General features: G+C 70.7%; 10 protein-coding genes. 5 read left to right on the forward strand and 5 right to left on the reverse strand.

Annotated elements, in window-relative coordinates; all coding sequences use genetic code 11:
• Positions 1-569: 569 nt before the first annotated feature.
• Both HNR07_RS30760 and HNR07_RS30765 read right to left on the reverse strand, forming a co-directional pair.
• Positions 570-2,816, reverse strand: coding sequence for a hypothetical protein (locus tag HNR07_RS30760; RefSeq protein ID WP_184369522.1), 2,247 nt, complete (start codon positions 2,814-2,816; stop codon positions 570-572).
• A 231-nt stretch (positions 2,817-3,047) separates the two neighbouring features.
• Entirely contained in the window at positions 3,048-4,142 is a 1,095-nt protein-coding gene (locus tag HNR07_RS30765; RefSeq protein WP_184369525.1) for a CaiB/BaiF CoA transferase family protein, read from the reverse strand.
• Between the two features lie 396 nt (positions 4,143-4,538).
• Here HNR07_RS30765 and HNR07_RS30770 point away from each other — a divergent pair, with 396 nt between their 5' ends.
• Both HNR07_RS30770 and rsmA read left to right on the forward strand, forming a co-directional pair.
• Complete coding sequence (locus tag HNR07_RS30770; RefSeq protein WP_246420591.1) at positions 4,539-5,726, forward strand: resuscitation-promoting factor; 1,188 nt, start codon at positions 4,539-4,541, stop codon at positions 5,724-5,726.
• A 74-nt stretch (positions 5,727-5,800) separates the two neighbouring features.
• Positions 5,801-6,709, forward strand: a complete 909-nt coding sequence (gene rsmA, locus HNR07_RS30775; RefSeq protein WP_184372937.1) for a 16S rRNA (adenine(1518)-N(6)/adenine(1519)-N(6))-dimethyltransferase RsmA — start codon at positions 5,801-5,803, stop codon at positions 6,707-6,709.
• Between the two features lie 166 nt (positions 6,710-6,875).
• On the opposite strand, the gene HNR07_RS30780 is transcribed toward rsmA, so the two are convergent.
• Both HNR07_RS30780 and HNR07_RS30785 read right to left on the reverse strand, forming a co-directional pair.
• Entirely contained in the window at positions 6,876-7,100 is a 225-nt protein-coding gene (locus tag HNR07_RS30780) for a hypothetical protein (RefSeq protein WP_184369528.1), read from the reverse strand.
• Complete coding sequence (locus tag HNR07_RS30785; protein WP_184369530.1) at positions 7,081-8,787, reverse strand: PspC domain-containing protein; 1,707 nt, start codon at positions 8,785-8,787, stop codon at positions 7,081-7,083. Before HNR07_RS30785 ends, HNR07_RS30780 begins: the two co-directional genes overlap by 20 nt.
• Before the next feature lie 228 nt (positions 8,788-9,015).
• Here HNR07_RS30785 and HNR07_RS30790 point away from each other — a divergent pair, with 228 nt between their 5' ends.
• Together HNR07_RS30790 and HNR07_RS30795 are read left to right on the forward strand one after the other, a co-directional pair.
• Complete coding sequence (locus HNR07_RS30790; protein WP_184372939.1) at positions 9,016-10,218, forward strand: ATP-binding protein; 1,203 nt, start codon at positions 9,016-9,018, stop codon at positions 10,216-10,218.
• Positions 10,219-10,326: 108 nt separating this feature from the next.
• Positions 10,327-10,998, forward strand: coding sequence for a response regulator (locus HNR07_RS30795; RefSeq protein WP_184369533.1), 672 nt, complete (start codon positions 10,327-10,329; stop codon positions 10,996-10,998).
• A 78-nt stretch (positions 10,999-11,076) separates the two neighbouring features.
• Here the strand turns inward: HNR07_RS30795 and HNR07_RS30800 are convergent, their stop codons facing one another.
• A complete protein-coding gene (locus HNR07_RS30800; RefSeq protein WP_184372941.1) occupies positions 11,077-12,006 on the reverse strand; it encodes a nucleoside hydrolase in 930 nt (309 codons plus the stop codon).
• Positions 12,007-12,265: 259 nt separating this feature from the next.
• Here HNR07_RS30800 and pcrA point away from each other — a divergent pair, with 259 nt between their 5' ends.
• Positions 12,266-14,608 (forward strand): DNA helicase PcrA, encoded by a 2,343-nt coding sequence (gene pcrA, locus HNR07_RS30805; protein WP_184369536.1) that lies wholly within the window; start codon positions 12,266-12,268, stop codon positions 14,606-14,608.
• Positions 14,609-15,291: the final 683 nt, after the last annotated feature.

Genomic DNA, 15,291 nt, shown 5'->3' on the forward strand with positions numbered 1-15,291 from the left:
GGGTCGGCGAGGCAGGCCGCACGTCGCCCCACCGGGGGCGCGTGGTGACCGGTGCGCTGGTTGCGTTACCGCGTGAGCCAAACTGATGGTTCATCAAGTTCCTTGCGTGGTACCCCGGGCTGGGAACCGGGGAGGAAACGCCTTTCTCGCCTGGTTTGCTCGGAAAAGCACGGCACCCTTGGAACGCCTGGGCCGGGGCCCAAAGTTCCTGGTGCTGTGCGTGTCATCGGTGTGACGTGCGTCCGTACGACGTGTGCTCGGAGCCGGTTCCTTCTGCGGCCCCGGCCCGGCTGGTTCGCCCGAGTCCGGTGGCCGTGTCCGGCCCTGTGCTCGTAAGAACCCGCCCGCGGTGGCGGTCATTCCCCGGTGGGTGTCGGCGGGGGACGGTGGCTGGGCCGGTGATCCCCTGGCGTTCCCGACTCCCCTGCGCTCTGTCAGGGCGCTGGGATCTGTGTCACCGGGGTAGTACAGCCTCGGACTTTACCATAGCGCCGTGGCCGATTCGTGACGTGAGAGACGCCGGGTCGTGCCCGTGCGCTTTGCTCTTCGCGAGGTTTCTGGTGTAAGGGTCATGTCCTTTGGACGCACTCGGGCTCCTCGCGGTTCACTCCTTGCGGCTCCTGTTCCCGCTGCTGAAGCGCCCAGACGCAGGCAGAGAGGGTGAGCGGCACCGCCACGGTCAGCGCCAGGGCGGGGATCGCCACGCCCGAGTCGTTGGCCGCGAAACCCACCAGCGCCGTCACCAGGGAGCCGGTCAGGCCCGCTCGGAGTGTCGGAGCACACTCGAAGGCCTGCTGGAGCGCCCCGATCCGCCATTTTCCTGGCCGGTTGAGGACAGCGAAGAGGAACAGCAGGGCCACTGCGGCCAGCAGGGTGAGCTGCCAGTTGCCCAGCGTGCCCAGCATCGCGCCGAGCTTGCGGGCCAGCACCGTCCCGGCCTCCCCGTTCACCACCTGCTCGGCGAACGCGCCGAAGTGGCTGCGGTCCTCCACCGGCCGGAGGTAGTCCATCCAGGCCAGCAGCGAGATCGCCGCGACCGCGACCGCGCCGACCGCGGCCAGCCGCACCGCGGTGATCCGCACGCCCGCGATCATCATCGTGGTCACCGCCAGCCCGGGGATCAGCGCGATCACCCCGCCGAAGTCGGTCCCCAGCCCAGGCCAGCCGACGATCAGTACCGATGCCGTACCGATCACCAGTGTCGTGACCACCGCGGCGCGCTGACGGCCCCGCGAGATCAGTACGTGGGCGATGCCCGCCACCGCCATGAGCATGCCGGTCGCGAAGGTCGCGAAGGCGATGTTGCCGATCCCGTAGAACCGGCCGGCCACGATCGGCGAGTAGCCCGTGGGCGAGTTCATCTGCAGGTGCGCCCCGAAGCAGAGGTCCAGGAAGAGCACGAGCGTGGTCGCGCCCGCCACCACCGTCATGGGGCCCAGAACCGTCCGGCGCCACGGCCCCGCCACGGCAAGGGCCACCACCAGGGCGTCCACGGCCAGGACCGACGCCAGCAGAGCCAGCTGCGGAGTGTCGGCCGCCCACCACGGGATGAGGTTGGCCAGGTAGCTCGCCACCGGGAAGGCCGCGCCCGCCAGCGCCACGATCCTGGTGACCGACAGCACCAGCGCGCGTTTGCCGCGCTGACCACCGGAGTACCGGTGCAGCGCGTAGGCGGCCGCCGCGTAGATGAGCAGCTGGAGGGCGACCAGCCCGCTGAAGAACCCGGGGATGGCGGCGCCCACCACCACGGCCGCGGTGTTGAAGTCCACCAGGCGGCCCACCGCCTCCTCGGCGGGTTCGGGGCGGTCGGTCAGCTGCCAGACCCGTCCGCCGGTGGGTTCGGCGGGGCGCATCCCCAGGGCGGTCAGGACGGTCACGGTGGTGTCGGTCAGCGCCACCAGGCCGGGGCGCCGGGTCGACTCCGAAGCCAGGTACGCGGCGGGGCCGACCAGTCCGCGGTCGGTCATCTCGCCGGTCAGCGCCACCGTCAGCTGCGAGGGCCCGGTGTCCATGGACACCCCGACCACCATCAGGGTCGAACCGGCGGGCAGGACCGCGGTCAGCGCGGACAGCCGGGAGTCGAGCGTCTCCAGGGTCTCCTCGCGCACCTGTTCCGGCACCTCCCCCGGGTCCGGCTCCGGCGGCTCCTCGCCGCCCTCGGGCTCGACCGACGCGGGTTCGGGGTAGAGGCGGGTGAGCTCGGGCAGCTCCACCACCGCCAGGGACACGCCCCGGATCCGGTCCTGGGTGAGGTCGCGCACCGAGTCGACGTAGTGGTCGACCCGCCCCGACTCGTCGGCGGCGCCCAGGGCCGCGCCCGGACCCGCGGCCAGGGTGAGCCCGCCCCGGTCGCGCACGGTCTGACCGAGCAGCCCGACCGGAGCGGCGAAGGCCGACTCGGCGTTGCGCTCGGCGAAGGAGCGGTACTCGGGCACGGCCGCGCCCGAACCGTCGCGCACCGGCTGCGGGGCGGGCTCGCACACGGTGAAGCGCTCCCGTTCGGACAGCGCGCGCTGGCCCGCCGAGACCGAGAGCCAGCCGTCCGTGGGGCAGGTCCGGGAGGTGGCGGTGCGGATGGACACGTTGCCGATCGCCCCGGTCCCGGCCAGGTCCCACAGGGTGGGCGTGTGCTCGGGGGTGACGTCCTCCCACAGCAGTCCGGGCACGCCCACCAGCACGACGGGTCCGGTGCGCGGGTCGGTGATGTCGGGGTCGTGACCGGAGGCGCTCGCGGGGGTGCTCGCCGAAGCGGTTCCGGGGGTGCTCGCTGCCCCCGCCGCGGCGGGGGCCGTACACACCAGGAACAGCACCGCCATCAGCAGCGCGCACAGTCGCCCGCCAAGGCGCCCTCCCCGACGCCGGCCTGAATGCCTCTCCCAGCGCACGCCGAGTCCTCGACCCGGTGCCATGGCGGTCCCCCGATCGCGCGATCACCTCACTGTCACTGGCCGACCACACTAGTCACCAAGCGGCCCTGAGCGGGGAAAACGGCGATTCCGGGCGGTAGGGGCGAAAGGGGTTCAGGGGTGCGGTTCAGGGCCGGGGCGTCAGCGGGTGACGCCCCACTCCTTGAGGGTCTCGTCGGCGTCGGGCAGGGGGCGGCCCCTGGTGACCCCGCCGGGGGTGCGGCTGAACCGCGGCGCCGGTCCGGACACGACCCGCCCGCCCTCGCGCACCAGCGAACCCCGCGCCCGCACGTGCGGGTGGTCGGGCGCCTCGTCCAGGGACAGGATCGGCATCACACAGGCATCGGAGCCCTCGAACACCGCGCCCCACTCGTCGCGGGTACGTGTGCGCAGCACCTCGGCGAAGCGCTCGCGCAGCCGCGGCCACCCCGCCGGGTCCCACTGGCCGGGCAGTTCCTCCCCGGCCAGTCCGGTGCGCTCCAGGAACTCCGCGTAGAACTGCGGTTCGATGCAGCCCACGGACAGGTGGCGGCCGTCGGCGCACTCGTAGACGTCGTACCAGGGCGCCCCGGTGTCCAGGTAGTTGGTGCCGCGCTCGTCGCTCCACGAACCGCGAGCCCGGTCCTCGTGCACCATCGACATCAGCAGGGCGCTGCCGTCGACCATCGCCGCGTCCACCACCTGGCCGCGCCCGGAGCCCTGCCGCTCCAGCAGCGCGGCGAGGATACCGGTGACCGTGAACATCGTGCCGCCCGCGAAGTCTCCGAGGAGGTTGATCGGGGGTACGGGGGGACCGCCCGCGCGGCCGATCGCGTGCAGGGCCCCGTTCACGGACACGTAGTTCATGTCGTGCCCGGCGGTGTGGGCCAGCGGACCGTCCTGGCCCCAGCCGGTGACCCGCGCGTACACCAGGCCGGGGTTGAGCTCCAGGCACTCGTCCGGGCCCAGCCCGCGCCGTTCCATGACCCCGGGGCGGAATCCCTCCAGGAGGACGTCGGCCCTGGTGACCAGTTCGCGGGCCAGGGCCAGCCCTTCCTCGGACTTGAGGTCGGCGCCGACCACGGTGCGCCCCTCGCTCATGTGCGGGCCGCCGGAGCCCGCGTTCATGGCGTCGGCTGCCTGGGGGCGGTCGATCCGGATGACGCTGGCGCCCATGTCGGCGAGGAGCATCCCGGTCATCGGCGCCGGGCCGATCCCGGTGAACTCGACGACGCGGATTCCGTTGAGGGGTCCCATGGTGCCTCCGGGGTTCGACTGGCGTGCTGACTGACTAGAACGACGTTCGGTTCATTGTGCAGGGTACGCCCCGCGGGCACCAGGCCGCTCTGCGGGGTGGCCCGGGTGCGGCGCGAAGAAGAAAAAGGACCACCTTGGGATATTTGGTGGTGGAATGGTTTTCGGTCAATGTCAAAACTCCACTCTCAGGTGGTGTTAATGTGACCCTATCCAGCTGCCGAAAAGCCTTTCCGTGGTATGGCCCCACCGCTCGCGCGCCCCACACGGGTCAGGGTTCGGGGTCAGGGCTGAGCAGTGAGGACATCCAGGGAGCGTCCAGGGTCCGAGGCGATCCGTCCCGAATCGGACACGACCCCTGGAATTCGTGCAAGCCATCCCCAGAAGGGTGTCCAAGCCATGCCCAGAAAACCCGGGAAGAACCGGAGCGGACGCCGGTCCAAAGGGCGCCGACGCTCTCGCGGCGCCCTGCCCCTCTCCGTACCCGTGCTGGCCGCCGCCCTCGCCGGGACCCTGGCCGTCACGGGCGCCGGCACCGCCCTGGCCATGGAGAAGACCGTCAGTCTGGACGCCAACGGCGAAGAGGCCATGGTCCGCACCTTCGGCTCCACGGTCCAGGACGTCCTCGACTCCGCCGGGGTGGAGCTCGGCGAACACGACGTGGTCGCGCCCTCCACGGACACCACCGTCAGCGGTGGAGACCACGTCGTGGTCCGCTCCCCGCGGGAACTGACCGTCGACCTCGACGGCCACGCACGCGCCCACCGGGTGCACGCCGCCACCCTCGGTGAGGCCCTGCACCAGATCGGCCTCGATCCGGCGGGCGTCGAACTCTCCCAGGAGCACGACACCCCCGTTCCCGAGGACGGCCTCACCGTCAGCGCCGAACGCGCGCCGCGCATGGTCGTCATGTACGACACCGTCCGCTCCGAGACGCGTACTAACGGCGGAACCGTCTCAGCCGTTCTTGATGCGGCCGGTGTCGAGGTCGGGGAGCACGACATCGTCACCCCCGACCCCCACGCCCCCGCCGAAACCGACATGGTGGTGCGGGTGACACCCGCCCTCGGCGAACCCGAGACGGAGGAGGTCGTCATCGAGGCCGAGACCGTGGAACGCGAGAACCCCGACCTCCCCGAGGGCGAGACCGAGGTCATCACCGAACCCGAGGACGGGCTCAAGGAGATCACCACGCTCCTGGTCCTGCGCCACGGTGAGGAGGTCGAGCACGAGCTGTCCGAGGAGATCGTCACCGAGCCGGTCGAGGGCCTGGTGGAGATCGGCACCAAGGCCGAGGAGGACGACACCGCCACCCCGCCCCAGGGCGGCGGTGAGGCGGGCGGCCTCAACTGGGCCGGGCTCGCGGAGTGCGAGTCGGGCGGCAACCCCACCGCCGTGAACTCCGCGGGCGGTTACTACGGCCTCTACCAGTTCAGCACCAGTACCTGGGCGTCCGTGGGCGGCAGCGGCCTGCCCTCCGAGGCCAGCCCGGCCGAACAGACCCAGCGCGCCCAGCAGCTCTACGACACCGTGGGCGGCCACTGGCAGAGCCAGTGGCCGCACTGCGGGGTCCACCTCTTCGACTGAGTCCGGCCGGGGTGCGGGGTGCGCGCGGCGAGCGCGGTGAGGTGGCTGAGCGGGTGGGCGGCGGCTGGCAAGATGTGTGGGTGACACAGACACCCGAACCCGACCCCGCCGACCGTTCCCGCCTGCTCAGCCCCGCCGACGTGCGGGCGCTCGCCGAGCGGTTCGGTATCCGGCCCACCAAGACCCTGGGCCAGAACTTCGTCATCGACCACGGCACCGTCCGCCGCATCGTCCGCGTAGCGGGCGTGGGCGCCGACGACGTGGTCGTCGAGGTGGGACCCGGGCTCGGCTCGCTCACCCTGGCACTGCTCCCGCACGTGCGCCGGGTCACCGCCATCGAGATCGACCCGGCGCTGGCCGAGGCCCTGCCCGGCACCGTGGCCGACCACGCTCCCGACCTCGCGGACCGGCTCACCGTGGTCCCCGGCGACGCCATGCGCATCACCGAGGTACCCGGACCCGCGCCCACCGCGCTCGTGGCCAACCTGCCCTACAACGTCTCCGTGCCCGTCCTGCTGCACCTGCTGGAACTCCTGCCCAGCCTGGAGCGGGTCCTGGTCATGGTGCAGTCCGAGGTCGCCGACCGGATCACCGCCACCCCCGGCGGACGGATCTACGGGGTGCCCTCGGCCAAGGTCGCCTGGTACGCCCGCGCGCGCCGGGCCGGTGCGGTCGGCCGGAACGTCTTCTGGCCCGCGCCCAACGTCGACTCCGGGCTGGTGGAGCTCGTCCGCCGTCCCACACCGAGCACCAAGGCCCCGCGCGCGGAGGTCTTCAAGGTGATCGACGCCGCCTTCGCCCAGCGCCGCAAGACCCTGCGCGCCGCCCTGTCCGGCTGGGCGGGCTCGGCCCCCGCGGCGGAGGAAGCCCTGCGCGCGGCCGGGGTGGACCCCAAGGCGCGGGGCGAGTCCCTGGGTATCGAGGGGTTCGTCGCGATCGCCGAGAACCGCCCGGAGCAGGCGGGTCAGGCAGGTAGCAGGTAGCGGGCGAGAGGCGGAAGGCAACGCGCAGGGGCGCCCTGCGCTGAGCGGTCGAGCTCAGCTCAGCGCAGGGCGCCCCTTCCTTCTTTCCCGCCTGTGCTGTCCGGGTGCCGGATGAGTCGACGGGCGGGCGCCGGACGGGTTGTCGGACGGTGCGAAGGGTCGGCCGTCAGCCCTGATCCGTCGGCGGGGGGAGCTCCCCGCTCTCCCGGGGCCGTGACCGGAACAGCGCCCTGGCCAGCGCTGCCACGCCCAGACCCACGGCGAGCACGGGCAGCAGCCACATCACGTTGAGCTCCCACGAGCCGCTGCCCTGGACCACGAACGCGACCGCCAGTCCGAGAAACAGCAGTCCCGCGACCAGCGAACCCCAGTCAGTTCCCCGCTTGGTCATACTGAACCCCCACTTTCCCGGCCTTGGTACTGGTGTGCACGTTGATCACGGGCACCTCGTCCTGGCCTGATCCGTCGTCGGCCCCCTCGGCGGGCTCCTGTGTTCCCTCGTCTCCATCCGTTTCCCCGGCGTCCTCGTCCGCCTCACCGTTCGCGGTGTCCCCGCGGCCCTCGGGCTCCCCGTGCCCCTCGGCATCGTCGACGGGATCCAGGGGACCGACCGGCTCGAAGGTCGTCTCGTAGGTGAAGAACATGCCGGACCGGACGTTCTCACCGGTGTCCGGGTCCTCCACGGAACCGGCTCCGACCCGCGAGACCAGGTTGACGCGTACGCCCTCCGGGAGCACCAGGTTCACGTCGCCCCAGTCCACCCGGGCCGCGACGTCCACGCTCTGCCCAGGTTCGAGCTCGGCGGCCAGCTCGGTCAGGTCCAGCCTGGCCGAGCCCGCGTGCAACCACATGTCGTCGGACTCGGCCTCGGCTACCGAGGCGGGCGCCCACCGGTCCTCACCGATCCGCAGTTCGGTGACGTCGGTCGAGGACACCAGGATCGCGGCCAGCACGGCCACAGTGCCCAGGAACATCAGCCCGCGCGGGTTGCCCGCCCAGGTACCGATCAGCGAGTACAGACCGACCACCCCGACCGCCGCGGCGAAGAAGAAGACGCCGTACACCGGGCCGAACAGCAGGTTCGTGGTCGATACCTCCGAGAACGGAGCACCGAGGTGGGGAGCGGTCACCGCCCACACCACCGCCATGATCACCACGGTCCACAGCGCGTGGGAGGCCAGCGCCGCCCGCCGGGGCCTGTGACCGCCAGGGGCGCCCCCCCGGCCCCGGCAGTCGTGGCCGCCCCGGTGGTCCCCGTGGCGCCCGTACGTCCCGTGGTCGTCGTCCCCTTCCTCGTCCTCTTCCTCGTCGTCATCGTCGAGGTCGTCGTCCGGCCCCAGTGACGTGCGCTCCGACACCACCGCCAGGTCCACCGGGCCCTTGGGCGCCGAGGCCCACGGCTGGGCCGGGTTGTAGTAGGCGGGCACCGGCTGCGGCACCGGGCCGGTGGGCGGGGGTTCGTGCGTGGCCAGGTCCGACCGCAGCGCCAGCAACGAGGCCCGCACGTCCACCCCGCGGCCCCGGGCGGTCAGCACTCCCAGGACCAGCGGAATGGCCAGGACCAGCGTCCCCCAGCCGAACCCGCCCACGAGGCTGAACGCCGTCGCTCCGGCCAGGCCCACGGTCAGCAGCTTCAGGACCGCCTGCGGCGGGATGCTCCGGTTCAGCATCTGTTCGAAGGTCGCGGGACCGCCCTGGGGATCGCGCATCAGCATCCACGCGGCGATGTACAGCAGCACGCCGGCGCCGCCCGCGAAGGCGGTCAGCACGAACGCGGCGCGCCACACCACGGGGTCGATGCGCGTGTACTCGCCCAGCCCGGCACACACCCCGGCCAGGGCCTGGCGGCTGTCGTCGCGGCGCAGTTCGGTACCGATGGCCGCGGGACCTTCGGCGGGCCCTCCAGCGGCCCCCTCCGAGGGGCTGCCCTCGGGATCCCCTGAGGGTCCGCTCGCGGAGCCGCCCGATGACTCGCCCGCGAAGCCGTCCGCAGGCCCGCTCGCGGAACCGTTCCCGGAACCGTCCGCGAAGAGGCCGTCCCCTTCGGTTGCCCCAGTCGGCCTCTCACTGCCGGTCATGGACGCTCACCACACTTTCCTCATGGAACCATCGTGACCGCTGATGCGTCGCGTGGGAATCCGGGACGACCCTGAACCCACCCTGACCGGCAGACCAGGGCAGGACCAGGGACGCGGCCCCGATGTCCCACGAGGGTCACACAGGGCATGCTGGAACCGTCCACAACCACGCGCGCGCCGGGTCGCGACCGTCGCGCCTCACACGAAAGCGGTGATCGGGCGGTGCCAATGACAGCCGTGGAGACCCCGCGGCTCACCCGTGCGGTCGACGGCAGGCTCCTCGGCGGTGTCGCCTCAGGGCTGGCCCGGCACCTGGGCCTGGAACCGGTCGTGGTCCGGCTCGCGTTCATGGCGCTGGCCGTGGGCGGGATCGGGGTGGCCGTCTACGTCGCCCTGTACTTCCTCGTCCCCCAGGAGGAGGCCGAGGAGGAGGGCAGGTCCGACCCCGCCGCGGACAACAGACGCAAGGGCCGCGACATCTCGCAGCTCATCGCCTACATCGGCCTCGCCGCCGGGCTGGGCATCCTCTTCCTGCTCTTCGGCGGCGTCTTCGACCCGCTGCTGTGGTTCGTGATCTTCGGCGCGCTCGGTGCGACCATCCTGTGGCAGCAGGCCAACCCGGCCGAACGCGACGAGTGGATGAACAGCACCGTCAGCCGCACGCGCCCCAAGAGCATCATGCGCACCGTCGCGGGCGTTCTGCTCGTGGTCGTCGGCGTCCTCGGATTCCTCGCCTTCCACCAACAGCTCCAGGAGGCCCGCGCCGGGCTGACCTTCGCGTTCACGCTCATCGGCGGGATCGCGCTGATCGTCGCCCCCTGGATCATCGGGCTCATCCGCGAACGCGACTCCGAACGCCGTGAACGCATCCGCAACGCCGAGCGCGCCGAACTCGCCGCGCACATCCACGACTCCGTTCTGCACACCCTCACCCTCATCCAGCGGCGCGCCGACGACCCGCGCGAGGTCCAGCGCCTGGCCCGCGTCCAGGAACGCGCCCTGCGCAGCTGGCTCTACCAGCGCCCGGCCGACGCCGAGACCACCGTCACCCCGGGCCTGGAACGCGTGGCGGCCGAGGTGGAGGAGGAACACGGCGTGCCCATCGAGGTGGTGTGCGTCGGTGACGCCCCCATCGACGACGGCATCAGCGCGATGCTGCGCGCCGCCCGCGAGGCCATGGTCAACGCCTCCAAGTACGCCGGGACCGACAGCATCTCGGTGTTCGGCGAGGTGGACGAGGAGGAGGTCCTCGTGTTCGTCCGCGACCGGGGAGCCGGGTTCGACCTCGACGCCATCCCGCAGGACCGCATGGGCGTGCGCGGCTCCATCGTCGGCCGGATGGAACGCCACGGGGGTTCGGCCCGGATCCGCACCGAGCCGGGCGAGGGCACCGAGGTCCAGCTCCGTATGCCGCGCATCGCCGAGATGTAGCCGCGAGCGGCGGTAGGCAGCGGTCAGCGGCGGCAAGTGGCCGCGAGTAGCCGCAAACGGCCAGCGTCCCGCTACCCGCGGGGGGCCTTCCCTGGGTAGGGTCCAGGTGTGGGAGACGAGAGCACGAAATTCAGTGACGGAGACGCGGTACCCCGCGTCGTGATCGTGGACGACCACCGACTGTTCCGCAGCGGGGTGCGCGGAGAGCTCGGCGACGCCGTCAACGTCATCGGTGAGGCCGGGGACGTCGACAGCGCGGTGCACGTCATCGGAGAGACCCTCCCCGACCTCGTGCTCCTCGACGTCCACCTGCCCGGAGGCGGGGGAGTGGAGGTGCTCCGGCGCGTCCTGGCCAAGCATTCGCAGATCCGGTTCCTCGCGCTGTCGGTCTCCGACGCGGCCGAGGACGTCATCGGCGTGGTGCGCGGCGGCGCCCGCGGCTACGTCACCAAGACCATCTCCGGCAAGGAGCTCGCCAACGCCATCGTCCGGGTCGCCGACGGTGACGCCGTGTTCTCCCCGCGGCTGGCCGGTTTCGTGCTGGACGCCTTCTCCGCCACCGACGCGCCCCCGGTCGACCCCGAGCTGGACCGCCTCACCCAGCGCGAACGCGAGGTCCTGCGGCACATCGCCCGCGGCTACGCGTACAAGGAAGTGGCCAAGGAGCTGTTCATCTCGGTCAAGACGGTCGAGACCCACGTCTCCTCGGTACTGCGCAAGCTCCAGCTGTCCAACCGCCACGAACTCAGCCGCTGGGCCACCGCCCGCCGCCTGGTCTGAGTCTCGAGCGACACGAGCACGAACGGCCGCCCCCGTCAGGGAGCGGCCGTTTCTTGTGCGGACCCGATCAGTGCCCGGTCAGCGCAGGGCGTCGAGCATCCGGTCGAGGAACTCTTCCTCACTCACCCCGGTGATCACCCGCGCGGCCCGGCGCTCGTCCCCGCCCGGTCGCAGCCGCCGGTCGGCGACGGTCATACCGCGGGTCAGCGCGCCGGTCAGCTCCACCCGGATCGGCGCGTCGAACGCCCCGGTCACCAGGTGCGGGTCCACCAGCACCGCCGCCGCAAGCGGGTCGTGCATCGCGCACTGGCGCACACCGAAGACGCCCTTGTAGAACTCGGCGTAGAAGTCCAGGAACGCCGACGTGTTCTGCGCGCGGTCGCCGGGCACCTCCTTGAGCCGGTCCAACCAGGCTCCGGTGGCCACCGTCTTCATGGTGATGTCCAGCGCGACCAGGTCCAGGTCGAACCCGGCCGCGAACACCGCCTCGGCGGCCTCAGGGTCGTTGGCGATGTTGGCCTCGGCGTGCGAGGACACGTTCCCGGGCACCTCGACGGCGCCACCCATCACCACGAGCCGCCGGACCAGTTCCGGCAGGCGCGGCTCCAGGCCCAGCGCCAGCGCCAGGTTGGTCAGCGGGCCCACGGCCAGCACGTCGATCTGGCCCGGGTTCTCCCGCGCCAGGCGCACGAGCAGCTCGGCGGCGGACTCCGCCACCGGCACCCGGGTGGGCTCGGGCAGCTTCACGTCGCCCAGGCCGTTGCCCCCGTGCACGTGCCCGGCCAGGCGCGGCTCCTGCACCAGCGGACGGGTGGCGCCCACGGCGACCGGAACATCCGGACGGCCGTACAGGTCGAGCAGGCGCAGAGCGTTCTGGGCGGTCACGTCGACCGCGTTGTTGCCGAACACCGCACCGATCCCGACGATCTCCACCTCGGGCCGCGCGGCCAGGTAGGCGAGCGCGACGGCGTCGTCGATCCCCGGGTCGCAGTCGACGAACACACGCATGGACTCCCGGTCAGCCAAGACCAATCTCCCCCGAACAAGGCACGGACCAGCGAGGTGAAAGTTCTCAGCTGGTATCAAAACAGGGTAAGCCGCCGACGGCACCGAACGCGGCCGCCGGGCGGGCCACCGTCGTGACGGCCGTCACGAGGACCGGCGGAGGGCGGACGGGGGCAGGCCGGTGACAACGCGGGACGGGCGAGGCAGCAGGCAGAGGATCGGGTGGACGGGACCGTCACCGCACGGCCGTAACCTGGTAGGCGTGTCCTCCCAAGAACAGCTTCTCGAAGGTCTGAACGGTCCCCAGCGCGACGCCGTCACCCATGCCGGCGCGCCGCTCCTGATCGTGGCGGGCGCGGGCTCGGGCAAGACCCGTGTCCTCACCCACCGCATCGCCTATCTCATGGCCGAACGCGGGGTGCGCCCGGGGGAGATCCTCGCGATCACCTTCACCAACAAGGCCGCGGCCGAGATGAAGGAGCGCATCGAGGCCCTCCTCGGCAGTCGCGCCGCCAACACCATGTGGACGATGACCTTCCACTCGGCGTGCGTGCGCATCCTGCGCCGGGAGGCACACCGGCTCGGCTACCCGAGCAGCTTCACCATCTACGACGCCGCGGACTCCCAGCGCCTCATGCAGCTGGTCTGCAAGGAGATGGACCTGGACCCCAAGCGGTTCCCGCCCAAGTCCTTCAGCTTCCAGGTGTCCAACCTCAAGAACGAGCTCGTCGACTACGACACCTTCGCCGAGCAGGCCCAGACCGAGCAGGAGAAGAAGCTCGCCGAGGCCTACCAGCTGTACCAGCGCCGCCTCCACGAGGCGGGCGCCATGGACTTCGACGACCTGATCATGATCACGGTCAACCTGTTCCAGATGTTCCCGGACGTGGCCGAGTACTACCGGCGCCGCTTCCGGCACGTGATGGTCGACGAGTACCAGGACACCAACCACGCCCAGTACGTGTTCGTCCGCGAGCTCGTCGGCGTGGCGGAGGGCTCCGACACCAGCGTGGTCCCGCCCGCGGAACTCTGCGTGGTGGGCGACGCCGACCAGTCGATCTACGCCTTCCGCGGCGCGACCATCCGCAACATCCTGGAGTTCGAGCGCGACTTCCCGAACGCGCGCACCATCCTCCTGGAGCAGAACTACCGGTCCACCCAGAACATCCTCTCCGCCGCGAACACGGTCATCGACCGCAACGAGGGGCGCCCGGCCAAGAACCTGTGGTCGGAACAGGGCGAGGGCCCCATGATCACGGGGTACGTCGCCGACAACGAGCACGACGAAGCGGCGTTCGTGGTCGGGGAGATCGACAAGCTCGCGGACCAGGGCATCGTCAAGCCGAGCCAGGTCGCGGTGTTCTACCGGACCAACGCGCAGTCCCGTGTCTTCGAGGACGTGTTCATCCGGACCGGGCTGCCGTACAAGATCGTCGGCGGCGTGCGCTTCTACGAGCGCAAGGAGATCCGCGACATCCTGGCCTACCTGCGGGTCCTGGCCAACCCTGAGGACACGGTGAGCCTGCGCCGCATCCTCAACGTGCCCAAACGCGGTATCGGTGCCCGTGCCGAGGAGTCGATCGAGCTGCTCGCCGCCCGGGAACGTATCTCCTTCTCGAAGGCCCTGCGCCGGGTGGACGAGGCCCCGGGTCTGGCGACCCGCTCGGCGAAGGCGATCAAGAACTTCACCGCTCTCCTGGACGAGCTCGCCGAGGTCGTGCCGGGCAGCATGCCGGCCGAGATCGTCGAGGCGGTGCTCAGCAAGACCGGCTACCTCTCCGAACTGGCCGAGTCCAAGGACCTCCAGGACGAGAGCCGGGTGGAGAACCTCGAGGAGTTCGTCGACGTCGCCCGGGAGTTCGAGCACACCTTCGCCGCGCTCATCGAGGACGAGTCCTCGCTGGAGGGCGAGGAGAACCAGGGCATCGACCCGGGGGAGCCGACCCTGGTCGACTTCCTGGAGCGCATCGCCCTGGTCGCCGACACCGACCAGATCCCCGACGAGGACGACGAGGGCGGGGTGGTCACCCTGATGACCCTGCACGCGGCCAAGGGGCTGGAGTTTCCGGCGGTCTTCCTCACCGGCATGGAGGACGGGGTCTTCCCGCACACCCGCACCCTCGGGGACAAGACCGAGCTGGAGGAGGAGCGGCGCCTTGCCTACGTGGGCATCACCCGCGCCCAGGAACGGCTGTACGTCAGCCGCGCCGCGGTCCGCAGCGCCTGGGGCACCCCCTCCTACAACCCGGCCTCCCGGTTCCTGGACGAGATCCCGTCGAACCTCGTCGACTGGCGCCGCGCCGAGTCGACCCTCGCCGCTCCGCCCAGCCGGACCATCGGCGGTCGCTCCGGCGGTGGTTTCGGCGGCGGGCCCGGTGGTTCGGGCGGCGGTCTCGGGAGCACCTTCGGCAGCGGCAGGAAGAAGGCCGTGAAGGAAGCGCCCACATTGAGCGTCGGCGACCTGGTCAACCACGACTCCTTCGGGATGGGCCGGGTCCAGCTGGTCGACGGGGCCGGCGACAAGACCAAGGCCCGCATCGACTTCGGCGCCGACATCGGTGAGAAGGACTTCCTGGTCAAGTACGCCCCTATCGAGAAGCTCTAGTTCTCTCCCGGTGTCTGCGGAGCACGTTGGCGGGCTGGGGCCCGCCAACGAGGGAGGATCGGTTGCGCACGGGGGCGATCAGGACATCCTCGGCGGTGTGTAAGCCACGACACCGGCGAGTTTCGCCAAAGCCGTCACGAGCACTCCAGCCCAGGGGTAGAGTTGGGGAAGACCGAGCGAGACGAACGCGGTTTCTTCCGCGGGCGGGCCGGTCCACCTCTTCGAAACACAGCGGTTCGAGCACTGCTCGGCCCGTGTATGCTCGGGGAGTTGCTTCGAACAGACCAGCGGAAACAACGCGGTGAAAACACCGCCGAGGAAACGCTAGACTGGGAAAAGCACAACGGGCTTTACCCCGATCAGGAACAACACAAACCGCCGATTTGGCGGGGCGCGGAACACCTGATAAAGTAAAGACACAACGAAGCGAGCCGGACGCGAAAGCGGCCGAAACGCAGAAAGCCTTCCACGGAAGAGCAGGCGGACCCAGCTGGTTCTGGCGCTTGTACGGGAAGAGTGATTGTTTCTTGAGAACTCAACAGCGCGTGTTTGATTTTCTTTAAGCCATGTTTGTTTTGGCCCCGACGCACTTCGGTGCGTAGGGTTCCTTTGATTGGTCATCGCGAGATGATCGGTCAGGATTTCTTCTAGGTTTACTCACCCCAGGCTGACCCTCGCGGTCG

Origin of the sequence: Nocardiopsis metallicus, assembly GCF_014201115.1 — a bacterium.
Taxonomy (GTDB): Bacteria; Actinomycetota; Actinomycetes; order Streptosporangiales; family Streptosporangiaceae; genus Nocardiopsis; species Nocardiopsis metallicus.

Excerpts from the sequence above, each read along its gene's own strand:
- HNR07_RS30760 (WP_184369522.1), bottom strand. The coding sequence starts at position 2,816 with ATGGCGGTGCTGTTCCTGGTGTGTACGGCCCCCGCCGCGGCGGGGGCA.
- HNR07_RS30765 (WP_184369525.1), bottom strand. The coding sequence starts at position 4,142 with ATGGGACCCCTCAACGGAATCCGCGTCGTCGAGTTCACCGGGATCGGC.
- HNR07_RS30770 (WP_246420591.1), top strand. The coding sequence starts at position 4,539 with ATGCCCAGAAAACCCGGGAAGAACCGGAGCGGACGCCGGTCCAAAGGG.
- HNR07_RS30780 (WP_184369528.1), bottom strand. The coding sequence starts at position 7,100 with ATGACCAAGCGGGGAACTGACTGGGGTTCGCTGGTCGCGGGACTGCTG.
- HNR07_RS30785 (WP_184369530.1), bottom strand. The coding sequence starts at position 8,787 with ATGACCGGCAGTGAGAGGCCGACTGGGGCAACCGAAGGGGACGGCCTC.
- HNR07_RS30790 (WP_184372939.1), top strand. The coding sequence starts at position 9,016 with ATGACAGCCGTGGAGACCCCGCGGCTCACCCGTGCGGTCGACGGCAGG.
- HNR07_RS30800 (WP_184372941.1), bottom strand. The coding sequence starts at position 12,006 with ATGCGTGTGTTCGTCGACTGCGACCCGGGGATCGACGACGCCGTCGCG.